Genomic DNA, 21,745 nt, shown 5'->3' with positions numbered 1-21,745 from the left:
GTTTTTTTCGTCGGGCGGCCCCCAAAAACCCCCCCTTTTTTGGGCCCCGGCCGCGCTGTTAAAAAGTTGGAGATCACAACTTGTGATCTCCAACTTTTTAACAGCGCGGTGAAGTTTTTATCGTCTTTTTCAGAAACAATATCATATCTGGCATTCTTTCTACCAGTTAGATCATCTTTATCGTTACATTCATCATAAATCATTGTTTGTTATGCCTGCATCCAAGCATATACCTGCCGTACGCGATGAACTGATCATCGACAAGATTTACCTGGTAAGAGGCCAAAAGATCATGATAGACCGTGACCTGGCGGATCTTTACGGTGTGGAAACAAGGGCGCTTAAACAAGCCGTCAGAAGGAACATCACCCGCTTTCCCGAAGATTTCATGTTCGAAATGAACAAAGAAGAGTTCGAAAATTGGAGGACGCAAAATGCGTCCTCCAAAAAAGACCGGCAGGGGTTGCGTTATGCGCCGTTTTGTTTTACAGAACAGGGGGTTACCATGCTGTCATGCATCCTCAACAGTGAAAGGGCCATTACGGTCAATATTCGCCTCATCCGGATTTTTGCCCGCATGCGGGAGGCCCTGCTGGCGCATAAGGATATACTGCTGAAACTGGAGCAGTTGGAAAGGAAAGTGACCGGGCACGATGAAGATATTGCCCGCATTTTTGAATGCCTGAAACAACTGCTGCAACAGCCTGAGCAGCCCCGTACGCGCATCGGTTTCAGGCTGACGCAGGAATAACCGGCATATTCATTATTTTTGACGGCCAAAACAACAATAAGACCTATGAAGCGGCTACTCCCTGCCTTCCTGATATTGCTCTCCATGGCCTGCCAGCAGCAGGCTCCCCGCCAGGCTGTGCAGGCCGCCGGTATCGGGGATTCCCTCTCTACCGTTGCCCCGGGACCGGAAGCAGCGGCCATAGCGGAAATAAAAGACACGGTTACCATAGGCGGCCGCCTCTTTACCTGGTCCCCAATAGACAAAAGCGAGTTTGATGCCATCCCGGAAATGCAGCCGGATACCAGTGAGGCCGTGAACATTGCAAAGGCGCCGGAAGGCCGCGTAGTACGCTCCGGGGATTCCCTGATATTTTCCCTGATAAACGGTGGGCGGCATGTAGTGGTGAACAACCATCATGACGGTGATGATTTTGCCCAGTTCACCTACCAGGGTTTCATACCGGAGCTACAGCACTGGCTGGTGCTCAATATCGGGTATGAATGGTTCTCGTATGACCTTATCAGCGCCCGTACCGGCGCCCTGCTGCGTACCATCGGCATCCCGCAGTTTTCACCTGACAAAAAATATTTCATTGCCGCCAATGCAGACCTGGTAGCGCAGTTCAATGACAATGGTTTTGAATTGTATGAGGTCAGGGAAAGCGGGCCGGTACTGGTGCAGGAATATCAGGCTGAAAAATGGGGCCCGGCAAAGATCAAGTGGAAAGACGCCAACACTTTCTATGCAGAAATAAGAGAAGTAGATACGCAGATGGAAGAAACCATCCGCCATGTAAAATTTTCCCTTCAATAAACAAGTACATATAGCACTCCCCCTAGGGGGAACAAAGCGTTTATTAACCTTCGCCGGAATATACCGGGTCACGGTCTTCCGGGGCCAGCCTGATCACGGAGTTGCGGGTATCATCTACCACCCGCTGCGCCTGCAGCCTGAGGCGCCGCAGCCCGTCTGCCAGGGCTTCCATGCTTTTTTCCGCGGACTCGGCTATTTCATTGTGATGTTTTATAACACTGGTAAGGCGTTTGATATGTTCATTGATGACGTTGCAAATGATCTGTGAGGCGCTGAACGGGTCAAAGTCCTGCAGGTCATTCAGAATGTCGTCATAGCAGGTACACATTTTTTCAAGGTTGGCTGAAGTTGGAACAGCGGCTGATTGGATTTGATGATTTGCCATAATTGGTTGAGTTTTTCAGTTGCCGGCAACCCGGTTGGTTGATCTATCTTTATCGGTTCAGATATGCGGCGATGCAGCCGCTTGTTGCAACTTAATAAAATGTGCCATTGGCCCACGCTGTAAAATTGTTAACTACCGGTTATTGAAGAATAGGGTGAAGTGACGGACGCTTTTTTTAAAAAAATCACGATCATTCTTATTCCGGCTTATTTGCGGAGCGGTTTTCCTTATTCGGAACGGAATATTACCTTTACTCCCTTTAAAGGGAACATATGGCAGGAAAATATAATCAGTGGAAAGCAATGTGGGCAATCACCCGGGCCAGCATCCGGGGCATGTTCAGAAGTCCCTCGGCAGTAGTGTTCAGTCTTGCCTTCCCCCTGGTTTTTATACTGGTGTTCGGCTTCATCGGCGGCCGGGGCGTGTCGGTGAAGGTGGGCGTAGATGCGGCGTCAGACACAACCGGCGCCATCTACGAAGCATTGCGGGGCAGCAGCGGGATACGGCTGGTAACCACCATGCCGCAGGCACAGATGGAAGACGACCTCCGCAAGGGGCGGCTGACGGCCATTTTACGCATAGATTCGGGCGGTCAGGCGCCGCTGCCCAGGTACAATATTCATGTTAAGACCTCTACCGCCAGCGGAGAAAGCGCGGGCGTGCTGTTCAATATACTGGGCACCAGCCTCAACCAGGTGAATGACGTGGTGTACCCGCGGCCTTCCATTGCCCGCATCACACCTGAAGTGGTGCCGGGGAGGGCCTACAAGTCTATTGATTTTATATTGCCCGGGCAACTGGGCTTTTCCCTGCTCAGCGCCGCTGTGTTCGGCACGGCTTTCCTCTTTTTCAGCCTGCGCCAGACGCTGGTGCTGAAGCGTTTTTTCGCCACGCCTATCAGCCGGATGTACATCATACTGGGAGAAGCGCTGAGCCGCCTGCTGTTCCAGTCTTTTGGCTCCGTGATCATCATCAGCATCGGTTACTTTTTCTTTGGTTTTACCCTGGTGAACGGTTTTGCCACCTTCCTGGAAATGTTGGTGCTATGCCTCTTCGGCCTCATTGTGTTCATGGGCTTCGGGTTCATTGTAAGCGGTATTGCCAAAACGGAAAGCACCATTCCGCCGCTGGCCAACATTGTCACCCTGCCGCAATTTTTGCTGGCCGGCACCTTTTTTTCGGTAGACGTGTTCCCGGCATGGCTGCAGCCCGTTTGCCGGGTGCTGCCGCTAACCTACCTGAATGATGCCTTGCGCAAGGTGGCTTTTGAAGGCCTGCACCTCTGGCACCTCGGCCCGCAATTGCTGGTACTGGTGGCCTGGGGCGTAGTGGCGTACGGGGTGGCCATAAAAGTTTTCCGCTGGGAATAAGGGATAATTGCAGGAATAAACGTAACTTAAATGTCCTCCTCAATTAAAAACACTCCTTATGCAACAAGCCTTGTTCATTCTGTTGGGGGCTTTGGCTGTGCTCGTGCTGGGGTTTTTTATATTCTCCCTTTATCTTCCTTCCCGTGTAAGGGTAGAGCGTTCCCTGGTAACGGAAGCGCCGGCTTCAGCCATATTCCCGTTCGTGAACGTATTGCGCAAATGGCCGGAGTGGTCTCCCTGGCATGCGTATGACCCTGCCATGGACCTGCAATACACGCAAAAAGACGCCGGTGCGGGCGCCGGTTACGCCTGGAGCAGCCGGCACAGGAATGTAGGGAAGGGGAGCCTGGTCATCATGGAAAGCCGCCCGCATGAGTACCTTGCCGTGGAAATGAACTTCATGCAGCAGGGTACGGCCAAAAGCTGGTTCCGCTTTGAACCCGTGGCGGAGGGTACCCTGGTTACCTGGGGCATGGAGGCGGATATGGGGCAGGACCCGCTCCGGAAGCTGATGGGGCGGATGATGGACAAATGGGTGGGCGGCGATTTTGAAAAAGGATTGCGCAACCTGAAACGGGTCTGTGAAACGGAATTGAAAAAAGAAAGGATCAATCACTAAAACAACAATGGGTAAAAGAAAAGCCCCGGCTTCTTTTACGATAATACGAATATGCGACTCATCAAGATGTTTTTGGCCGCGGTGGTCATTTTAGGTACACTGGTTTTTCTTTTATCCCTGCTATTCCCGTCTACGGCCCGGCTGGAGCGCTCGGGCTCCATCAATGCCCCGCTGGCGGAAGTATATGCCGAGGTCAGCAACCTTGAAACATGGCCCTCCTGGAATCCCTGGGACCCCGCTTACAGCGGCCGGGGCAATATGCTGCAGCAATATTCCAAGCCAGCTGCCGGACTGGGAGCCTGGTATACCTGGAGCAACACGGTGGGCAATGCGGCCTCCGGCAGGGTGGAAATAGTGGTGGCAGACCCCAGGAAGGGCATTACCTACAACATGACCCACCCCGCCATGAAGCCGGTAACGGGTTTTATTGAACTGAAACCGACCACTGACGGCCAGGGTACCGCCATCCTCTGGCGCATGGAAACCAGGGTAGGTATGACGCCCTGGTGGAAGCTCCGCGGTTTTTTGCTGGACCGTATGTTTGGTGCTTCCATGGAAGAAGGCCTCAACAAACTCCGGGATATTTGCGAAAAGAACTGATTTTTATGTAAGCGGTACGGTAATTGTAAGAGGAACGGCGTATTTTTCCAACATCAAATCATCAAATCCTATTTTTATGAAAAGTATGTTATTGGGCCTTGCCTTTCTATTTACCGCCACCACCATCGTGGCGCAGCAAAAACCCCCATTGAGCCCGCGTGTTACCGCCTCTGGCGAAAATGTGGAAATTGCCTACGGCCAGCCTTCCAAAAAAGGCCGCAATATTTTCCCCGGCCTGGAAGCGTATGGTAAAGTATGGCGTACCGGTGCCAATAAATCCACAGACATTACCTTTAAGAAAGATGCCAGCTTTGGCGGTACCAAGGTAAAGGCCGGTACGTATTCACTGTTCACTATTCCCGGTGAAAATGAGTTTACCGTTATCCTGAACAGCGTACCCGACCAGCCCGGCGCTGCTGATTATGAAAAGAATAAGGGCAAGAACGTAGCGGAAGTGAAGGTGCCCCGCCAGAAAACCGCGGCTACCGTAGAAAAACTGACGTTCTCTTTCCCCAAAGGCGCTATGGTGTTTGAGTGGGACGATACCAAGATAAGCGTGCCCCTGACCTTCTAGGCAGGAAAGAAAAAATTTGAAAGGGCCGGCGGTGCAACTGCCGGCCCTTTTTATGTTGCCAGGCATCAGTTCCATTTTTCTCCGTAGGCCCGCAGCATGTCCAGTATGCTGGCGTATACTTCGTCCAGCTGCGTATCGGTAATGCAGTAGGGCGGCAGTATATACAGGGTATTCCCCAGCGGCCGGAGCATTATCCGCTTCTCCCTGAAAAAGGCATGCAGGAAACCCGAAAGGTCGTTGATATAACTGTCTGCCTCACCGGTCTCGATCTCGAAAGCCAGTATAGTACCCAGCGTGCGCACGTTCTTTACGTCTTCCTGGTAAGCCAGTTCCACGGCAAATTGCCGGTGCCGGGCGGCAACGCGCTCCCTGTTCTGCCGGCAGGCCGGTTGCTGAAAAAGTTCCAGGCTGGCCAGGGCCACGGCGCAGGTCAGGGGGTTGGCGGTAAAAGAATGGCCATGAAAGAGGGTTTTCAGCTTGTCTGAGGAAAGAAAGGCGGTATAAATCTCATCCGTGCAGGTAGTGATGCCCATGGCCATGGTGCCGCCGGTAAGGCCTTTGGAAAGGGTAATGATGTCTGGCGGGGCGGTTACCTGGTCCATGGCAAAGCTGGTGCCTGTTCTGCCAAAGCCGGTCATGATCTCGTCCGCAATAAGCAGTATGTTCCGTTGCCGGCAGTGTTGCAGCAGTTTGTCAAGCAGGGGGGCCTCATACATCACCATGCCGCCCGCACCCTGTACCAGCGGCTCAAAAATGAATGCGGCCGTATCTGGCGCAAGGGTGTCTACTTCCTGCAGCAACTGGTCAATATTTTCTTCCGTGGGGAGGTCAATGAAACTGACCTTGAACAGGTAGTCATCAAAAGCGCGGGTAAACACGCTGCGCGCGCTCACGCTCATAGCCCCGAAGGTATCTCCGTGGTAGGCATTGCGGAACGCCAGCAGGCGGTTTCTTTTTTCACCTTTGTTATGCCAGTACTGGATGGCCATTTTCATGGCCACTTCCACGGCCGTAGAGCCGTTGTCAGAATAGAACACTTTCTGCTGCCGGCCGGGGAGCACAGGCAGCAACCGTTCCGCCAGCTGTACTGCCGGCTCGTGGGTATACCCGGCAAATATGCAGTGGTGCAACTGCCGCGCCTGTTCTGCCAGCTTTTCCGTGATATATGGATGGGAGTGCCCGTGAATGTTGACCCACCAGCTGGAAGTAGCATCCAGGTAGGGGGTGCCCGCTTCGTCAAACAACAGGGCGCCTTCGCCCCGTACAATGCCTACCGGCGCGGGCGCCGTCTGCATCTGGGTGTACGGGTGCCAGATCACTGCCTGGTCACGCTCGCTCAAACTTTTTTGCATGGAGCAAATGTACATGACTAAAACAAAACATACATCATATCACTAATGGCGCCCGTGCAGAACCAAAATCCGTAACTTTGTGTTTTATTGAATACCGGCACAGGATTTGGTCAGCACATGAAAAACCGTAACAGCCGGAGTACGTTCGTGTAGTCTTCACTGTTAAAACCCGAATTTTATGGAAGCGAAGGCGCTGGAAATAACTGACAATGTGAATGCCAGGCAGTTTGAAGCCAGGGTGAGCGGCCTGATGGCAAAGCTGGAATATATGTTTGGCGGGAAAAAGATATTTCTCACCCATATAGACGTGCCGCAAGCCCTGGAGGAAGAAGGGGTGGCAGATGCGCTGATAGAACGGGTGCTGCAGGTGCTGGAAGAAAGGAACCTGAAGCTGGTGCCCCTCAGTCCGCATGTAGCCGCGTACCTGCGCAAACATCCCGAATGGAAAAAACTGCTCGCCCACGGCATCAACCTTTGATTAATACCCGTTATATGCCCATAGAAAATTTCGACAAATTACACAAGCTCCACCAGGAGTGGAAAAGAGACCTGCTGCTGAGCGAAAAGGAGATCAAGTCCCTGCAGGAAGAGCTGGGAGAGCTGGCGCGGCAACCGCTTCAGCATGACCAGCTGGTGAAAGTGGAACATTTCCAGAACGCCCTCATCCGCCAGAAAGAAGTGGTGAACGATGAGCTGCAGCTGATCATCAAGGGAGACAAAATGATGTCTGAGGCCAATGGTGACGATGCGCAGCTGCAAATGCTCCATAACAAGCTGCAGGAAGACATGGATACCTTTGACCGGTTGTTCGTAGAGCTGCGCGAAGAGTTCAAGGCCTTTAAACGCAGCCTCCCGTGAGCCCCCACCGCAGCGTAAAAACCGTACTGTACGCAGACCTGAAGGAAATGGGCGATGTGCCGGTACGCCAGCCATTCCCGTCCGTGCATGCAGACCGCATAGACCCTTTTCTGCTATTGCATCACCTGCAGGTGCAGGTACCTGATGACAGGCCGGTGAAACACGCCGGCGTAGGGCCGCACCCGCACCGCGGCTTCTCTCCCGTTACCTTTATCCTCAAAGGCGGAGTGCACCACCGGGACTCCAGGGGCAACAACAGCGTAGTGTGGGCCGGCGGCACCCAATGGATGCATGCCGGCCGGGGTATTGTACATAGTGAAAGGCCGCCGGAAGGTATCTTTGAAAAGGGAGGAGAGCAGGAAATGCTGCAGTTATGGGTAAACTCTCCCGCTGCCCGTAAAATGGAGCAGCCTGCCTATTTTGCGCTGCATGCGGAAGATACGCCGGTAGTACATAGTGTAGACGGCCTTGTGCGTGTACAGGTCATAGCAGGGGAGCTTAACGGCACCCAAGGGCCCATACCGGCCATTACCCCTGTAAACACGTTTGTGGCGCGTTTCTCCAGGGGAGGCCGGTTCTATTTTCCCCTCCCGCCTGCGCACAATGCCTTCATCTACGTGGTGAACGGTGTGGTGAAGGTAGAGGGTGGCAGCGTATATACCGCCCTGCACGCGGTGGTGTTCGGGAACGATGGGGAAGGAATTGGTATTGCCGCGGATGAAGACAGCGTGGTGCTGGTGGCCTCCGGCCAGCCGCTTAACGAAAAGATAGCCGCCAACGGGCCTTTTGTGATGAACACTGAAACCGAAGTGCTGGAAGCCATGAGAGATTACCAGATGGGGAAAATGGGTATTTTGATCGAGGAATAGGCGTACTTTTATATAGCAAACTCCTTTACCATGACGTTACAACAAACGCTGGACGCCATCAGGGCCTGTGGCAGCGAGCAAACACGCAATACCCTCATGAAGCACGGAGCGGTAAATACTTACGGCGTGAAGGTGGCAGACCTCAAGAACATCCAGAAAAAAATAAAGAACGATCAGGCGCTGGCCCTGCAATTGTATGACACCGGCGTGTATGACGCCATGTACCTGGCCGGCCTGGTGGCAGACGGGGCAAAAATGACGGAGAAGCAGCTGCAGCATTGGGTAGAAGCCTCGCAATCCCAGGGTATCAGTGAATACACCGTGCCCTGGGTGGCATCCGAACACCCCGCCGGCTGGAAGCTGGCGCTGCAATGGATAGCGTCCGGCAACGAGAAAATTGCCAGCAGCGGCTGGAGCACGCTGGGCGGCATAGTGTCTATGTACGCCGATGACGCGCTGGACCTGCCCATGCTTGAAAAACTGCTGAAACGGGTGGAGAAGGAGATCCATAAAGCCCCTAACCGCGTGCGGTACACCATGAATAGCTTTGTGATAGGCGTGGGCACCTATGTGAACGCGCTGGAGGAGAAAGCAGTGGGAACGGCCCGCAAAATAGGGCTGGTCAGCGTAGACATGAACGGCACGGCCTGCAAGGTGCCGTCCGCTGAGGAATATATAAAGGCCTCCCGGAACAGGCCGGGAGGCGCTAAAAAGAAGAAAACGATCAAGTGCTGACGGCAGTGCCCGTTAAAAGAATACGGCAGACCATTGCCGCTGGAAGATCTCTTCCGGTTTCAGGGGGATGATGCCTTCCTTTTCCTGCAATTCACCACTGGTATTTACATGGTCTGCAATACCGCACCATGGCTCAATGCAAACAAAGTCCGCATCTTTGGCGCTCCAGATGCCCATATACGGGAAACCCGGAAAATGCACCTCCACCCCATGCGCCGTTTGGGCGCTGCGGATGGCAATGGCGGTAGAAGCCAGTTGTTTGAACACCAGCGCGTCTTTATAGAACAGATCTTTTTTAAGCGGCAATTGCCTGGTTTGCTCCAGGTAGGGCAGGGGCGTTGTTTCTATTTGTCCGCCGGCTGAAAGCGGCCATACGCCTGCCGTTTCTGTTTCATTAAAGTGCAGGGCATAGTCTTCAAAGCTGGTGCCGGGCGCCAGCGGTACCCTGAAGGCGGGATGGGCACCAATGGAAAAATACATCACATCGTCTCCCATGTTCTGCACTTCATAATTGACCAGCAAGGTGGCGTCTTGCACGGTATAGCGCACGTTCAGGCTAAACGGGAAAGGATAATGTTGCAGGGTGCGCTCATTGTCCTGCAGGGAAAAGTTGATGCTGGTGGCCGTGTGAAGGGTAACGGTAAACGCCATGTCCCGGGCAAAGCCGTGCCGGCCCAACTGGTACTCCCGGCCATTATAACGGTAGGTGTTGTTTTTCAGCCCGCCTACTATGGGAAAGAGAATAGGGCTTTTTTTGCCCCAGAAAGCAGGGTCTCCGCTCCATAAATATTCCAGCTGATGGTCTTTCCGGGTAATGCTTTGCAGCTCCGCGCCTTGTGCGCTCAGCTGCACTTGTAAATAATCGTTCGAAATCTCTAACATGGATGTAGCAGGGTTTTTTCTCCTGCGAAGTTACAGTTTCAAACGTATTCCTGCTTTGGCAAGGCCGCGGGTTATTTGTATGATAATAATGGCAAACAGCAGGGATTTCAGGAGGCCGGTGATGCCGCCCAGCCTGATGAGGCCGGTCATATGGGTGACGGCCATGACCGCATATACGAAATATGGCACCAGGTAGCACAGCAGCGTGTCTGAACCTGCGGGCCTGATAATGTTGAACCAGTGGGCTTTCTGCTTCAGATCGCACAACCAGTACAGCGCTATGAACAGCAGGGTGGTGAGGGCGCTGCAAATGAGCACCCAGCTGGGCGTGGCCAGTATTTTGGAAATGCCCCATACCGGTCTTGTGGCAAAACCCGCCGCCAGCCACACCAGGGCCAGGGCGGCCAGTACGCCGGTGAGCGCCTGCCAGCGGCCCGCCGCGGTGTATTGCCTGAACAACTGGGACACTAATACGCCGGCCAGTACCAGCGCGGGCATGGCGCCGTCTTCCAGCGGGTCCAGCAGCAGGCGCAGCAGGCTGTCTGAAGGGGTAAGCCGGGCATGCGCGGCCATGCTGCAGCCCATGAACGCCAGCCAGGCGAAGACCGTGGCCAGCAGGCTGCCGCGGCCCAATACATACACCAGGGCAGACACCAGGTAGGCCCAGCCTATCAGCCCCAGAATGCCCCACCAGTAGGTGGAAAACAGCTGGCCGTCTGCGCCGCCACGGCAGATGTAGGCCAGCAGCGCCAGGGTGGCAAGGCCAATGGCCTTGAGAATGTTAACGGCCACCCGGGGAAATGTTGTGGGGTACTGGTTCCAGACCAGGATGAAGCAAACGCAGCAGATCACGTTCCAGGCATTGCGGGAGAGGCCGGTCTGCACTTCATTGAGGTATCCTCCGTTCACCAGGAAGAGACCCATCACTATGAGCGCCACAGAGCGCTCCAGCACATGACGAAACAGTTGCAGCCGGGAATCGCCCTTTTTGATGCGGCTGGCAATAGCATAGGGAATGCTCATGCCCACTATAAAAAGAAAAGCGGGGAAAACGGTATCCGCAAGGCCCATGCCATCGTCTTTTGCGGCGGTGTGCTCCAGCCAGGAGGGGATGTTGTGCAGGGTCCACAGGTCGTTCACAAATATCATCAGCAACATGGTAACGGCACGCGTAATGTCAATAGAGGCAATGCGTTGGGTGATGTTCATCTAACGTGGGTTTGATGAATCAAGATAAGGAATGAAGACGGGATTTTCCCGGAAATAATAAAGGGCCCGGAGGCCCTTTAAAATATGTTTGTTGTGCTGTTTACTCCCAGGCATATATTTCCATTTTATCCCGGAGAAGTGCATGGTTCATACACATGATGCGGCTGGTGATGCGGCTGGTTTACTCCCAGATGCCATTATCCTTCGTCAGCACCAACGGCAGCCCGTCCGTTACCACAATGGTGTGCTCGTGCTGGGCTACAAAGCTGCCATCCCGCGCTACCAGCGTCCATCCATCGCCGTTTTCATAAGCCCAGGTAGCTTTGGTGGAAATGAAGGTCTCTATGGCTACCACGGAGTTCTTACGGAACCTGGATTTGTTGTAGGGATCGTAATAGTTGGCCACGGAATGAGGCGCTTCATGCAGGCCGCGGCCAATGCCATGCCCTGTGAGGTTTTTGATAACGCGGTAGCCGCGGCGTTTGGCCTCGGCCTCTATCAGCCCGCCCACCATGGCTATTTTGACGCCATCGTGAATGTGGGCAATGGCCGTTTGCAGAATGCTGCGGGAAGCGTCTACCAGCGCCTGGTGCTGCCGGAGGTCTTCTCCCAGCACAAAAGAACCGCCGTTGTCTGCCCAGAAGCCGTTCAGCTCCGCGGAAACATCTACGTTCACAAGGTCTCCTTCGCGGAGTATGGTTTTACGGCTGGGAATGCCGTGGGCAATTTCGTTGTTAACGGAAATACAGGTCCAGCCGGGGAAACCGTAGGTCAGCTTGGGTGCGGGCCTGGCCCCTAAAGCGGTGAGGAGCGTACGTCCGTAGTTGTCCAGTTCCGCGGTAGACATGCCCGGTTGGGCATATTCCCGCATCTTTTTGAGTGTTACGGCTACTGCTTCGCTTACTTTCTGCATGCCCAGCAGCTCTGCCTGGTTCGTGATTGACATGTTTTACCTGTTAATTCCCGCAAGATACGTAATGATTCCCCTAAAAAAGATATTTTAGCAACCGGAAAAACCACGCAACCTACTGAATCTAAAAAGCAACCCCCGTGATCAGAGTAGTCATAATAGATGATGAGCCCGCCATCCGCAAAGATCTTCAGACGCTCATGCAGCAGCAAACCGGTTTTGTAGTGGCAGGCGCCTGCGGCAGCATACAAGAAGCCCGGGTGCTCATACCGGCTACGCAGCCAGACCTGCTGCTGCTGGACATATCTTTGGGAGACGGCACCGGCTTTGACCTGCTGCAGGAGCTGGCGCCTGCCTGCAAGGTGATCTTTATCACCGCCCACCAGCATTTCGCCATCAAGGCCATCAAGTACGGGGCGCTGGATTACCTGTTAAAACCGGTAGATGAGGAAGAGCTGCGGCAGGCGCTGGCCCGCGCATCCCGCATGCAGGCCGCGGAACCGGCGCAACTGGCCGTGGCCCGGGAGCAGCTGAAACAGGGCGGCCTGCCGCACCGTATTGTGTTGCGCTCCCAGCAATACCTGCAGATAGTGGCTTTTGAAGAGATCATTTATTGCCAGAGCGATGCAGGGTATACCACCTTCTTTTTGGCAGACGGGCGTAAAATTGTAGTGTCAAAATCCATCAAGGAGTATGAGGAGTTGCTGCCGGATACCTGGTTCCTGCGGCCGCATCAGTCTTACCTGGTCAACCACCGCTTTATTGACCGGTACCATAAAGACGGTTACCTGGTACTCCGCAACAATATAGAAATACCCGTTTCCACCCGCCGGAAAGATTTTGTGATGGAATACCTGACCGGCAACCGATAATTTTTCTCACATGCAACGTATACCCGTTCTGATATTGCTGCTGCTGGCGGCATGCGGGCCGCAAAACGCCCCGCGGCAGGAGCGCAGCGCCGATTCGCTGATCGCTTTCATGAAAAACGAGGTCAACCCCTATTTTCATGACCACCTCCCGCGTGAGGCCGGCCGCCTGCTGGACAGCCTGCTGCCCATGGTAAAGCAGGCCAACGATTACCGGGCTACCTGCAACTGGTTGCGCTGCAAGGGCGTGCAATACAATATGCTGAAACAGTATGACAGTGCGCGGTATTTCATTGACCGTTCCGTGCAGCTGGCCCGGGAGCAGGATACCACCGGCAAACAGATACTGGGCGGCAATGTACAGATGGCAGACCTGCTGCGCGAGCAGCGGGAATATGACAGCGCGCTGCGCTATGCCAGGGAAGCCTACTATCTTGCCAAAAAAGTGGATACGCCGGGCCTGCCCATTATCTGTTTCCGCCTGTCAGAGATCTACAACGAAATTGGCGACGCCCCCGCCGTACGGCGCTACCTGTTTGAAGGGTACGAACGCTGCACCCAGCCCCGGCTTAAAACGGTATTGGCCAACAGCATTTCCAAATATTACAAAGACGCCGGGCATACAGATTCCGCTATTCTCTTTTTCCGCGAAATGGAAAGGGATACCAGCTTTTCCAACCCTTATTTTGATGCAGTGCTGCATGAGAACCTGGGCGTGCTGCTGGTAGACGATCATAAACCGGAGGAAGGCCTGCGCCATCAGCTCCAGGCCATGGAGATCAACCGCGGGCTGGATGAGCTGGACGGAGATTCTTACCTCAACCTGGCGGTGACCTACAGCAAGCTGGGCCAGTACGGCACGGCCACCACCTACCTTGACAGCGCGCTGCACCTGGCCACCGCCCAGCAAGACCAGAACGCCATTACCCGTACCTGGAACCGCCGCGCCAACAACCTGGCGGACCAGGGGAATTACAAGGCGGCTTTCACCGCGCTAGACAGCGCTTATGAGAGCTTTGCCGCCGAGCAGGACTCTTCCCTGGCATTGCAGGCCCGCGAGCTGGAAACGCAGTACGCCGTAAAGGCTAAAGATGATGAAATTGCGGCCCTTGCCTTTGAGAACAAGGTAAACCGCCAGATCCGCCGGCAGCAGCAGGTCATTATTGCGGTAATTGCCGTTGCGGCCGTGTTGCTGGGCATACTGGGCCTGCTGCTGTGGCGCAGGAGGGCCATGCAGCTGGAGCTGCGTGAGGCCGCCCTCCGCCAGCGCCTGCTTCGCAGCCAGATGGAACCGCATTTTATTTTCAACACCCTCAGCGTGCTGCAGAGCTTTATCCGCAGCAACGAGCGGGAAAAGTCCATCAAATACCTCAATAAATTTGCCCGCCTGGTACGCATCAGCCTTGAGAACGCCAGGGAGAGCATAGTGCCGCTCAAAGACGAGCTGGTGGCGCTGGAAAGCTACCTGAGCCTGCAGGCCATGCGCTTTGAGGACGCGTTTGATTTCAAGATAGACGTATATGAACATTATGAGGAAGACGGACTGCTGATACCGCCCATGCTGCTGCAGCCCTTTGTGGAGAATGCTATCCTCCATGGCCTGCGCCGGGTAGAGCACGGAGGCATGGTAACTGTGCGTATTGAGCGCCGCCAGCATACCCTGCACTGTGTGATAGAGGATAACGGCAGCGGCATGCAGCCCGCGGAAGACGGGCGCGGTGAAAAACAATCGCTGTCCACCATCATCACCCAGGAGCGGCTGGCCATGCTCAGCAAACAGACCGGGCACCCCGCCACGCTGCATATTACAGACAAGAAGGTGGAGAACAGCCACGGCATAAAAGTGGAAATGGACATTCCCTTCCGTAAGAACAGTGCGGCGCATGCCGGCCGGGAAACGGCGTGAGGCCCGCCCCGCTATCAACACATATATCCCCCAAAAGCGCACGGATTTGAGAAAAGCCCGGGCGCTTTTGCATTATAGCCCCTGCCGCCGGGCCGTCTTTAGTATGTTTATGCCAGATACAGCTAAACATAATCTTATGACAATGGATTATAACGGTCATGTACCTACGCAATTTTGCCATGTGGCTGTTGTTGCTGCGGCTATCAGGGCCAGGATTTCGTGAGCCCTCATTATAAACATCAGTATGCCGTTCTTCCGTTTTTTCCGCAAGCAAAATAATCAGTACATCCGGCCTTCCATTGAACTGGCTTCCCTGGTAGAGCGGCGTGCGGAGGAATTTGGCGCCTTTTACAAAGAGCGCTTCGGTTACCGGCTGAATTACCGGTTGGGCAGCCTGAGCATACTGGATTTGATACTATCAGAAGCCCGTTACAGCGCACTGTCTGTCGAATGGAAGCAGTGGCTGGCCGTACATGCCGGGGCCTACCTGTTCAGGGTGGCCTCGCAGCGGTTTCATGACTGGCCGCTGCAATACCTCTGGTATCACCCGCTGGAGCAGCCGGTGCTGGTGGTAGGCGCCCCTGTTTTCCGCATCAGCCTGCTGGCGCAGCAGGCCGTGCTGCAAAGGCTGGAAGACCGGGAAGAACCGCCGCTGCCCCTGTTTTTTGAGCGTTTTGAAAAGGCGGTGCTGCCGGCGGCTGAGGGAGACGATCTTTTATTTATGTAAGTGTTGCTATGTCATCATAACCAACCCCGCGGAAACCATGCTTTCCTTCATCCATACGCCCGCCATTTCAGCCTGATTGTATGCCCTGATACGTAAACTCTCCCAATCCGGGGGAGTTTACTATTTTTGGGATATGAGAAAGATCGTTCTGGCCAGTACCTCCACCTTGTTCGGGCAGGAGTACCTCGCTTACCTGAAACCCGCTATGCAGCAGCTTTTTTTCGGTATTTCCGACATCGTTTTTATTCCCTACGCCCGCCCCGGCGGTATTTCTCACGATGATTATACGGCCCGCGCGGCAGAGGCGTTCGCCACCATCGGCATCCGCGTAAAAGGGCTACATACGTTTGAAGACCCGGCCGTGGCCCTGTTGCATGCACAGGGTTTTTTCACCGGCGGCGGCAATACCTTCCTGCTGGTCAAACAACTGCATGAGCTGGGGCTGATGGAAGCGCTGAACGCTGAAGTGGAAAAAGGGAAACCTTACCTGGGCGCCAGTGCGGGCAGCAACATTGGCGGCATCAACATGCAAACCACTAACGACATGCCCATTGTATACCCACCCAGCTTCCAGACCATGGGGCTGGTACCCTTCAACCTCAACCCGCATTACCTTGACCCGCAGCCAGGCCTGCAGCACATGGGCGAAACAAGGGAAACGCGCATCAAAGAGTTCCATACCCAAAGCTCCATACCCGTGGTGGGCTTGCGGGAAGGAGGGTGGATAGAGGTGAACGGCACAGAAATTACCCTGCGCGGCGAGCCCGGCGCGCGTATTTTCAAGGCCGGCCACGCGCCCTACGAACTGGAAAGCGGGGGCAGCCTGGCCATCTTGTAAACCGCTTTGTACCGCCCTGCGGCCGTTCCATGAAAAAAAGCTGGGGAAACTGTAAAACTTTACTATTTTTAGCAGCTCTTTATTGTCTACGCTCAACTACAAAAAACTATGAGTTCGAACCGCAGAAATTTCCTACGCCACCTGGCAGTAGGGTCAGGCGCCCTTGCCATGGGCCTGCCTTCTTTCGCTTCCACGCCCACCGCTCCCTCAGACAGGGAACTGGATGCTGCACTGAAGCAATCAAAGAAACAGCAACGTTTTAATATGTGCGGTTATGCCGCGCCCAAAATTGACAAGGTGCGCATTGGCTTTATTGGCCAGGGCCAGCGAGGCCCGGGCGCCGTGCAGCGCATGTCTTACATAGACGGTGTTGAAATTGTGGCCCTGTGCGATCTGCTGCCGGAACGCGCCACCAAGTCCAACCAGATCGTGACCAAGTCCGGCAGGCCGGCCGCCAGGGAATATTCCGGTGAGAACGGCTGGAAAGACATGATCAACAACGAGAAGCTGGACCTTGTATACATCACCACGCCCTGGGAGCTGCACACGCCCCAGGCGCTTTATGCCATGGAGCATGGTTGCCATGCCGCCTCCGAAGTGCCCATAGCCCTTACGCTGGAAGACTGCTGGAAGCTGGTGGAAACCTCCGAAAGAACAAAGAAGCACTGCATGATGCTGGAAAACTGCTGCTATGACTTCTTTGAACTGCTGACCCTTAACATGACCCGCCAGGGCATGTTCGGCGAGCTGGTGCATGCAGAAGGCGCCTATATTCACGATCTGCGTGACCTCAACTTCTCCAAAAAAGGTTACCAGAACATGTGGCGCCTCCGTGAAAATATCAAGCACAACGCCAACCTGTATCCCACCCACGGGCTGGGCCCCATTGCGCAGTGCATGAACATTAACCGGGGAGACAAAATGGACTACCTCGTTACCATGGCCAGCAACGATTTCATGATGGCAGACATGGCAAAAGAAAAAGCGGCTGCCGATCCTTTCTATAACGAATTTGTGGGCAAATCCTACCGCGGTAACATGAGCACTACCTCGGTCAAGACCGCTAAAGGCAAAACCCTCATGATACAGCACGATGTGACCACGCCGCGGCCGTACTCCCGCATTCACCTGATCAGCGGTACCAAAGGCATGGCCTCCAAATATCCCAGCCCCGAGCGTATTGCCTTCGGCCATTCCTGGATCAAGGAAGAAGAAATGACCAAGCTGAAAGAGCAATACACCCCGGAGATCATCAAACACATCGGCGATCTGGCCAAACAGGTGGGTGGCCACGGCGGTATGGACTTTATGATGGACTGGCGCCTGATAGACTGCCTGCGCAACGGCCTGCCGCTTGACCAGGATGTGTATGATGCCGCCGCATGGAGCTGCATTGTGCCGCTCAGCGAGAAATCCATTGCCAAACGCGCCAGCAGCGTAGACATTCCTGACTTTACCCGCGGCGCATGGAAAACCAACAAACCGGTAGAACTGACGCTGAAAGGCGGCGGCAACACGGGCGTAATTGGTGTGGAGAAGAAATCAGAATCGAAACAGCTCAACGTACACTAAAACGATCTTGTTGCAATACACAGGCGCATCCGGTAGGGTGCGCCTTTTTTATGTATGCCTACTGCACATAGGTGGGCCTGGGAATAAAATTGAGGAAGGCATTGAACTTGATCTGGTACTTCCGCTTGTCCAGTTTGTAATAGAACGCGCCCCGCTTGGAGCTTTGTTTTTCCTTGTCGTTCTGCTTCACCAGCAGGCCGGTAGACAGCACTTTCCTGGAAAAGTTCCGCTTGTCCAGCAGCGAGCCGTAGATGCCTTCATACAGGCTTTGCAATTGCGGGAGGGTGAATTTCTCCGGCAGCATTTCGAATACAACAGGGTGGAAGGCGGCTTTATACCGCAGCTTTTGTTTGGCCATCTCCACCATGTCCCGGTGGTCAAAGATCAGGGAGGGCAGTTTTTTCAGCGGGAACCATTCCGGATGGTAATCGTTATTGATCTGCTTTTTGTACTTGTTGATGTCTATCAGGCTGGAGTAGGCCACCGATACGGTTCTTTCTACGGGGTCCCGGTCTACTTCGCCGAAGGCGTGCAGCTGTTCCATGTATACGTCTTCCAGCCCCGTCAGTTCTTTCAATATCCTGGCCGCCGCTTTCTCCAGGTTTTCATTGGGCTGAACAATGCCTCCCATCAGGCTCCAGCGGCCCTTTTCAGGCTCAAAGCCTCTCTTGATCAGTAAAAGTTTCAGTTCCGTGCCGTCAAATCCGAATATGATGCAGTCTACCGCGAGCAACATCCTGTTCTTGCCTGCGTAGTGATTGATTTTCAAGTCTATCAGTTTTCGCGTGTGAATATTGTTAGGCTAATATCGTAAAACTATAATTGTCAATTTGACTTTTTTTGCTGGAAAATCCGGGATTAATTCCTGATATTTAAACGATAAATCCACGTGATCATCAAAACATTTTTCTCATGTTCAAGAAAACCGCTTCTGTTATGACGATTGTTACCTGCAGCCTGCTGGCTGGCTCCGCCTGCAACAACGCTGGGCCTAAAAAGAGTGTTGCTGAAGATTCCACCGCTGCCGTCCCGGCCATTGAAGTGCAGCCATACGGAGAAGTGGATGGCGAGCCGGTATCCCAGTACACGCTGGCAAACGGTAAAGGCATGATCGTAAAAGTGATCAATTACGGTGGAATTATCACAGACATTATTACGCCAGACAAAGATGGCAATGCCGGTAACGTAGTGCTGAGCTACGATTCGCTGGCGGGGTACCGCCAGAAAGGCAACCCTTATTTTGGCACGCTGGTGGGCCGCTATGCCAACCGCATTGCCAAGGCCAGGTTCAATATAGATGCCGCGGAGTACAAACTGGCGGCCAACAATAACGGCAACTCCCTGCACGGCGGTCTCAAAGGATTTGACAAAGCCATCTGGAAAGCAACACCGCTGCCCGGAGACAGCAGCCTGCTGCTGGAACACACCAGTCCAGACGGGGAAGAAGGCTACCCCGGCACGCTGCAGGCACAGGTGATCTATACACTTACCGCCAACAACGGCCTGAAAATAGAGTACGTGGCCACCACAGACAAACCCACCCCGGTGAACCTTACCAACCACACGTATTTCAACCTCTCCGCCGGAAAAGATTCTACCATTCTCAACCATGTGCTGCAACTGGACGCGCCCAGCTATACGCCGGTAGATGCCCAGTTGATCCCCACCGGCAAAATAGAGCCGGTGAAAGGCACGCCGATGGACTTTACCACCGCCAAACGTGTTGGTGACGATATTGGCAACGTAAAAGGCGGGTATGACCATAACTGGGTATTTGAGAAGGAAGGCCTCCAGACCGTAGGTTCCCTCTACGACCCCGGAAGCGGCAGGTTCATGACGCTGGCCACCTCAGAGCCCGGCGTACAGTTCTACACCGGCAACTTCCTGGACGGTAGCCTGAAGTTCACCCGCAACGGCGCATACTACGGGAAAAATGCCGGTCTCTGCCTGGAAACACAGCGTTTCCCTGATTCACCCAACCAGCCCTCTTTCCCGAATACCATCCTGAAACCGGGCGCGCGTTATACACAAACCACTATTTATCAATTCAGCATAAAATAAAGTATACCACCAGGTAAAGGGTTTGCTGCTGCTGGCGCTTATACGGGCGTTTGGGCAACAAACCCTTTTTTAATGTAATTTTTGTGAGGCAACTTTGAGAGCGGCGCCATGGCCAGGTGAACAGTAAAACTTTAAATAATATTTTCTACCTTTCTCATACGTAAGTCAGCTTTAACAGCATGCCTCAAAACGACATGACGCCTTCTGCTGACCAGTCAGCCTGGGAGGATTTCAGAAAGGGCAACCGGCAGGCATTTGAACGGTTGTACCGGGAGCATATTCATGGGCTGTTTGCTTATGGAATGCGTATCAGCAGTGAACAATATGTGGTGAAAGACGCCATACAGGACCTTTTTGTTGAACTCTGGAGGGGCCGTGGAGGGCTTTCCCCCGTGCGCTCCGTTAAAGGGTACCTTCTCAAAGCCCTGCGTTACAAGCTGCTCCGCAACAACAAGGTACGCACCCGTTATTTTTCAGACCTGCCCGAGCTGCCAGACCCCCAGAATATCGAAACGAACATCCTGGAGCGGGAAGAGGAACACGGCCGCCACCAACAGGTACGCCGCGCCATTGACCGCCTGTCTCCCCGGCAGCAGGAAGTGATCAACCTGCGCTTTTTTCATGCCTGCACTACGGAAGAGGTGGCCGAGATCATGTCTGTCAACTACCAGTCTGCCATTAACCTGCTGCACCGGGCTATAGTGCAGCTGCGGCATTACCTCAATACCGCCCTGCTGCTCCTGGTTTCCCTGTTTTTCTAAAAAAAAATGGCGCCGGGTGAGTATCCGGCCCTGGAAACATACACTTATATCAAACAAGCCAACATGTCTTATTCTCAGGAGGAACTGGAAGCATTGCTGCAGAACAACGATTTCATCCGGTGGGTGCAGTCCCCGGAGGGGAAGGAGCACGCTTACTGGCAAAACTGGGTGCGGCAGCAGCCGGACCGGCAGGCCATGGTAGAGCTGGTGCGCAGCATTTATGCGGCAGAGCAGGCCCGGCCTGGCAGTCATGAGCTGGCAAATGAGGTATGGCAGACCGTGCAGACCCAAATGGACGCCCCGGTGCGCCGCATCCGCTGGCGCCGGTATGCCGCTGCGGCCGCGGTATTGGCATTGCTGGCGGCCGGAGGCCTCTGGTACGCCTTTTCGGGAGGGGCGCCGGTGCAGCGCGGCCTGATAGTGACCAAGGCAGGGGCGGCCCAAATTACGGCCCGGAACAACGGAACGGCCCCCAAAACCGTATATCTTACAGATGGCACCCGCATTACTTTAAATAAAAACAGCAGCCTGCAATACAGCAACCTGCTGGAAGGAGAAAAAAGGGAAGTGTACCTCAGCGGAGAGGCATTTTTTGAAGTGGCCGGCGATGCGCAGCGCCCTTTCCTGGTGTACAGTGAAGGGATTGTTACCAAAGTGCTGGGTACCAGCTTCAGGGTAAAGGTGGAAGACCGGATCACCGTGGCTGTCAAATCCGGCAAGGTGGCCGTTTCCCGGCAAGAGGAGAGTGGTGCGGAAGAGCTGATATTGCTGCCCAATGAACAGGTGGTGTTCAACCGGAAAGCGAACACGCTCAACAAGACGGCGGTGGCAGACGCAAGCCTGCTGCAAAGCCCGGTAACCACCGCCACGCTCAGCTTTGATGAGGCGCCCGTAACGCAGGTGCTGGACTCGCTGGCAGATATGTATACAGTGAACATTCAATATAACCGCGCCCAATTGGCCAAATGCATGGTGACCGTATCCCTGGAGCAGGAATCTTTGCAAGAAAAACTGGAGATCCTTTGTAAAGTATTGGGCGCAACGTATGAAACACATGAGCATGTGATCTATCTAAAGGCGCAGGGGTGTAACTAAGGCCCGC

General features: G+C 54.1%; 25 protein-coding genes and 1 pseudogene. 19 read left to right on the top strand and 7 right to left on the bottom strand.

Going from position 1 to position 21,745, the window contains the following annotated elements; genetic code table 11:
- Nucleotides 1–203: hypothetical protein (locus D3A97_RS25190; protein WP_232826008.1), on the bottom strand; the 203-nt coding region annotated here is incomplete at its 3' end.
- An 8-nt stretch (nucleotides 204–211) separates the two neighbouring features.
- On the opposite strand from D3A97_RS25190, the gene D3A97_RS17720 reads away from it, so the two are divergent.
- Together D3A97_RS17720 and D3A97_RS17715 are read left to right on the top strand one after the other, a co-directional pair.
- Nucleotides 212–751, top strand: coding sequence for an ORF6N domain-containing protein (locus tag D3A97_RS17720; protein WP_198674052.1), 540 nt, complete (start codon nucleotides 212–214; stop codon nucleotides 749–751).
- A 45-nt stretch (nucleotides 752–796) separates the two neighbouring features.
- Complete coding sequence (locus tag D3A97_RS17715) at nucleotides 797–1,546, top strand: hypothetical protein (protein ID WP_119079857.1); 750 nt, start codon at nucleotides 797–799, stop codon at nucleotides 1,544–1,546.
- Nucleotides 1,547–1,589: 43 nt separating this feature from the next.
- On the opposite strand, the gene D3A97_RS17710 is transcribed toward D3A97_RS17715, so the two are convergent.
- Nucleotides 1,590–1,931, bottom strand: a complete 342-nt coding sequence (locus D3A97_RS17710) for a hypothetical protein (protein WP_157986608.1) — start codon at nucleotides 1,929–1,931, stop codon at nucleotides 1,590–1,592.
- Between the two features lie 197 nt (nucleotides 1,932–2,128).
- On the opposite strand from D3A97_RS17710, the pseudogene D3A97_RS25370 reads away from it, so the two are divergent.
- The 5 genes and pseudogenes from D3A97_RS25370 to D3A97_RS17685 form a co-directional block, all read left to right on the top strand.
- Nucleotides 2,129–2,194 (top strand): annotated as a pseudogene (locus tag D3A97_RS25370) (hypothetical protein); the annotation flags it as partial.
- 39 nt (nucleotides 2,195–2,233) lie between these two features.
- Nucleotides 2,234–3,301: an ABC transporter permease gene (locus tag D3A97_RS17700; protein WP_232826007.1), complete on the top strand. Its 1,068-nt coding sequence runs from the start codon at nucleotides 2,234–2,236 to the stop codon at nucleotides 3,299–3,301.
- A gap of 58 nt (nucleotides 3,302–3,359) precedes the next feature.
- Nucleotides 3,360–3,920, top strand: coding sequence for an SRPBCC family protein (locus tag D3A97_RS17695; protein WP_119079854.1), 561 nt, complete (start codon nucleotides 3,360–3,362; stop codon nucleotides 3,918–3,920).
- Nucleotides 3,921–3,971: 51 nt separating this feature from the next.
- Nucleotides 3,972–4,520 carry an SRPBCC family protein gene (locus D3A97_RS17690; RefSeq protein WP_119079853.1) on the top strand — a complete coding sequence of 183 codons (549 nt, stop codon included), beginning with the start codon at nucleotides 3,972–3,974 and terminating at the stop codon, nucleotides 4,518–4,520.
- A gap of 76 nt (nucleotides 4,521–4,596) precedes the next feature.
- Nucleotides 4,597–5,094: a DUF2911 domain-containing protein gene (locus tag D3A97_RS17685; protein ID WP_119079852.1), complete on the top strand. Its 498-nt coding sequence runs from the start codon at nucleotides 4,597–4,599 to the stop codon at nucleotides 5,092–5,094.
- Nucleotides 5,095–5,159: 65 nt separating this feature from the next.
- Here D3A97_RS17685 and bioA read toward each other — a convergent pair whose 3' ends face one another.
- Entirely contained in the window at nucleotides 5,160–6,446 is a 1,287-nt protein-coding gene (bioA, locus tag D3A97_RS17680; protein WP_119080166.1) for an adenosylmethionine--8-amino-7-oxononanoate transaminase, read from the bottom strand.
- Nucleotides 6,447–6,624: 178 nt separating this feature from the next.
- Here bioA and D3A97_RS17675 point away from each other — a divergent pair, with 178 nt between their 5' ends.
- From D3A97_RS17675 to D3A97_RS17660, 4 genes are read left to right on the top strand one after another with little or no spacing between them, the layout of a single operon-like run.
- Nucleotides 6,625–6,924 carry a GNAT family N-acetyltransferase gene (locus tag D3A97_RS17675; protein ID WP_119079851.1) on the top strand — a complete coding sequence of 100 codons (300 nt, stop codon included), beginning with the start codon at nucleotides 6,625–6,627 and terminating at the stop codon, nucleotides 6,922–6,924.
- A 14-nt stretch (nucleotides 6,925–6,938) separates the two neighbouring features.
- Nucleotides 6,939–7,304, top strand: coding sequence for a hypothetical protein (locus D3A97_RS17670; RefSeq protein WP_119079850.1), 366 nt, complete (start codon nucleotides 6,939–6,941; stop codon nucleotides 7,302–7,304).
- A complete protein-coding gene (locus D3A97_RS17665; protein WP_198674051.1) occupies nucleotides 7,301–8,173 on the top strand; it encodes a pirin family protein in 873 nt (290 codons plus the stop codon). The genes D3A97_RS17670 and D3A97_RS17665 overlap by 4 nt, the downstream gene beginning before the upstream one ends.
- A 30-nt stretch (nucleotides 8,174–8,203) precedes the next feature.
- Nucleotides 8,204–8,908, top strand: a complete 705-nt coding sequence (locus tag D3A97_RS17660) for a DNA alkylation repair protein (protein ID WP_119079849.1) — start codon at nucleotides 8,204–8,206, stop codon at nucleotides 8,906–8,908.
- Nucleotides 8,909–8,920: 12 nt separating this feature from the next.
- Here the strand turns inward: D3A97_RS17660 and D3A97_RS17655 are convergent, their stop codons facing one another.
- The 3 genes from D3A97_RS17655 to map all read right to left on the bottom strand — a co-directional run bounded on the left by D3A97_RS17655 (nucleotide 8,921) and on the right by map (nucleotide 11,945).
- Nucleotides 8,921–9,790, bottom strand: coding sequence for an aldose 1-epimerase family protein (locus D3A97_RS17655; protein WP_119079848.1), 870 nt, complete (start codon nucleotides 9,788–9,790; stop codon nucleotides 8,921–8,923).
- A gap of 30 nt (nucleotides 9,791–9,820) precedes the next feature.
- On the bottom strand, nucleotides 9,821–10,999 hold the full coding sequence (locus tag D3A97_RS17650; RefSeq protein ID WP_119079847.1) for a DUF5009 domain-containing protein: 1,179 nt from the start codon (nucleotides 10,997–10,999) through the stop codon (nucleotides 9,821–9,823).
- 181 nt (nucleotides 11,000–11,180) lie between these two features.
- Nucleotides 11,181–11,945 carry a type I methionyl aminopeptidase gene (map, locus tag D3A97_RS17645; protein WP_119079846.1) on the bottom strand — a complete coding sequence of 255 codons (765 nt, stop codon included), beginning with the start codon at nucleotides 11,943–11,945 and terminating at the stop codon, nucleotides 11,181–11,183.
- Nucleotides 11,946–12,049: 104 nt separating this feature from the next.
- Here map and D3A97_RS17640 point away from each other — a divergent pair, with 104 nt between their 5' ends.
- The 5 genes from D3A97_RS17640 (at nucleotide 12,050) to D3A97_RS17620 (ending at nucleotide 17,821) form a co-directional block, all read left to right on the top strand.
- Nucleotides 12,050–12,781, top strand: coding sequence for a LytR/AlgR family response regulator transcription factor (locus tag D3A97_RS17640; RefSeq protein WP_119079845.1), 732 nt, complete (start codon nucleotides 12,050–12,052; stop codon nucleotides 12,779–12,781).
- A 10-nt stretch (nucleotides 12,782–12,791) separates the two neighbouring features.
- Nucleotides 12,792–14,684, top strand: a complete 1,893-nt coding sequence (locus D3A97_RS17635; RefSeq protein ID WP_119079844.1) for a histidine kinase — start codon at nucleotides 12,792–12,794, stop codon at nucleotides 14,682–14,684.
- A 244-nt stretch (nucleotides 14,685–14,928) separates the two neighbouring features.
- Nucleotides 14,929–15,411 carry a hypothetical protein gene (locus D3A97_RS17630; RefSeq protein WP_119079843.1) on the top strand — a complete coding sequence of 161 codons (483 nt, stop codon included), beginning with the start codon at nucleotides 14,929–14,931 and terminating at the stop codon, nucleotides 15,409–15,411.
- 133 nt (nucleotides 15,412–15,544) lie between these two features.
- On the top strand, nucleotides 15,545–16,249 hold the full coding sequence (pepE, locus tag D3A97_RS17625) for a dipeptidase PepE (RefSeq protein WP_119079842.1): 705 nt from the start codon (nucleotides 15,545–15,547) through the stop codon (nucleotides 16,247–16,249).
- 108 nt (nucleotides 16,250–16,357) lie between these two features.
- Nucleotides 16,358–17,821: a Gfo/Idh/MocA family protein gene (locus D3A97_RS17620; RefSeq protein WP_119079841.1), complete on the top strand. Its 1,464-nt coding sequence runs from the start codon at nucleotides 16,358–16,360 to the stop codon at nucleotides 17,819–17,821.
- A 58-nt stretch (nucleotides 17,822–17,879) separates the two neighbouring features.
- On the opposite strand, the gene D3A97_RS17615 is transcribed toward D3A97_RS17620, so the two are convergent.
- Nucleotides 17,880–18,590 carry an NUDIX hydrolase gene (locus tag D3A97_RS17615; RefSeq protein ID WP_317126382.1) on the bottom strand — a complete coding sequence of 237 codons (711 nt, stop codon included), beginning with the start codon at nucleotides 18,588–18,590 and terminating at the stop codon, nucleotides 17,880–17,882.
- Nucleotides 18,591–18,757: 167 nt separating this feature from the next.
- Between D3A97_RS17615 and D3A97_RS17610 the strand changes: the two genes are divergently transcribed.
- From D3A97_RS17610 to D3A97_RS17600, 3 genes are all read left to right on the top strand, one after another.
- Nucleotides 18,758–19,882, top strand: a complete 1,125-nt coding sequence (locus D3A97_RS17610) for an aldose epimerase family protein (RefSeq protein WP_232826006.1) — start codon at nucleotides 18,758–18,760, stop codon at nucleotides 19,880–19,882.
- Nucleotides 19,883–20,061: 179 nt separating this feature from the next.
- Entirely contained in the window at nucleotides 20,062–20,643 is a 582-nt protein-coding gene (locus D3A97_RS17605) for an RNA polymerase sigma factor (protein WP_119079839.1), read from the top strand.
- Nucleotides 20,644–20,706: 63 nt separating this feature from the next.
- Nucleotides 20,707–21,738 carry a FecR family protein gene (locus D3A97_RS17600; protein ID WP_198674050.1) on the top strand — a complete coding sequence of 344 codons (1,032 nt, stop codon included), beginning with the start codon at nucleotides 20,707–20,709 and terminating at the stop codon, nucleotides 21,736–21,738.
- Nucleotides 21,739–21,745 lie beyond the last annotated feature (7 nt).

The sequence above is a fragment of the Chitinophaga alhagiae genome (genome assembly GCF_003568665.1).
In the GTDB taxonomy this organism is placed as follows: domain Bacteria; phylum Bacteroidota; class Bacteroidia; order Chitinophagales; family Chitinophagaceae; genus Chitinophaga; species Chitinophaga alhagiae.
Note: the sequence above shows the minus strand (reverse complement) of the source record. Positions and strands in the feature narration are given on the sequence as shown.

Coding starts and splice junctions, on each gene's coding strand:
- D3A97_RS17660 (WP_119079849.1), top strand. CDS start 8,204: ATGACGTTACAACAAACGCTGGACGCCATCAGGGCCTGTGGCAGCGAG.
- D3A97_RS17670 (WP_119079850.1), top strand. CDS start 6,939: ATGCCCATAGAAAATTTCGACAAATTACACAAGCTCCACCAGGAGTGG.
- D3A97_RS17675 (WP_119079851.1), top strand. CDS start 6,625: ATGGAAGCGAAGGCGCTGGAAATAACTGACAATGTGAATGCCAGGCAG.
- D3A97_RS17710 (WP_157986608.1), bottom strand. CDS start 1,931: ATGGCAAATCATCAAATCCAATCAGCCGCTGTTCCAACTTCAGCCAAC.
- D3A97_RS17600 (WP_198674050.1), top strand. CDS start 20,707: ATGTCTTATTCTCAGGAGGAACTGGAAGCATTGCTGCAGAACAACGAT.
- D3A97_RS17655 (WP_119079848.1), bottom strand. CDS start 9,790: ATGTTAGAGATTTCGAACGATTATTTACAAGTGCAGCTGAGCGCACAA.
- D3A97_RS17720 (WP_198674052.1), top strand. CDS start 212: ATGCCTGCATCCAAGCATATACCTGCCGTACGCGATGAACTGATCATC.
- map (WP_119079846.1), bottom strand. CDS start 11,945: ATGTCAATCACGAACCAGGCAGAGCTGCTGGGCATGCAGAAAGTAAGC.
- D3A97_RS17650 (WP_119079847.1), bottom strand. CDS start 10,999: ATGAACATCACCCAACGCATTGCCTCTATTGACATTACGCGTGCCGTT.
- D3A97_RS17635 (WP_119079844.1), top strand. CDS start 12,792: ATGCAACGTATACCCGTTCTGATATTGCTGCTGCTGGCGGCATGCGGG.
- pepE (WP_119079842.1), top strand. CDS start 15,545: ATGAGAAAGATCGTTCTGGCCAGTACCTCCACCTTGTTCGGGCAGGAG.
- D3A97_RS17715 (WP_119079857.1), top strand. CDS start 797: ATGAAGCGGCTACTCCCTGCCTTCCTGATATTGCTCTCCATGGCCTGC.
- D3A97_RS17630 (WP_119079843.1), top strand. CDS start 14,929: ATGCCGTTCTTCCGTTTTTTCCGCAAGCAAAATAATCAGTACATCCGG.
- bioA (WP_119080166.1), bottom strand. CDS start 6,446: ATGCAAAAAAGTTTGAGCGAGCGTGACCAGGCAGTGATCTGGCACCCG.
- D3A97_RS17605 (WP_119079839.1), top strand. CDS start 20,062: ATGCCTCAAAACGACATGACGCCTTCTGCTGACCAGTCAGCCTGGGAG.
- D3A97_RS17695 (WP_119079854.1), top strand. CDS start 3,360: ATGCAACAAGCCTTGTTCATTCTGTTGGGGGCTTTGGCTGTGCTCGTG.
- D3A97_RS17700 (WP_232826007.1), top strand. CDS start 2,234: ATGTGGGCAATCACCCGGGCCAGCATCCGGGGCATGTTCAGAAGTCCC.
- D3A97_RS17690 (WP_119079853.1), top strand. CDS start 3,972: ATGCGACTCATCAAGATGTTTTTGGCCGCGGTGGTCATTTTAGGTACA.
- D3A97_RS17620 (WP_119079841.1), top strand. CDS start 16,358: ATGAGTTCGAACCGCAGAAATTTCCTACGCCACCTGGCAGTAGGGTCA.
- D3A97_RS17610 (WP_232826006.1), top strand. CDS start 18,758: ATGACGATTGTTACCTGCAGCCTGCTGGCTGGCTCCGCCTGCAACAAC.
- D3A97_RS17685 (WP_119079852.1), top strand. CDS start 4,597: ATGAAAAGTATGTTATTGGGCCTTGCCTTTCTATTTACCGCCACCACC.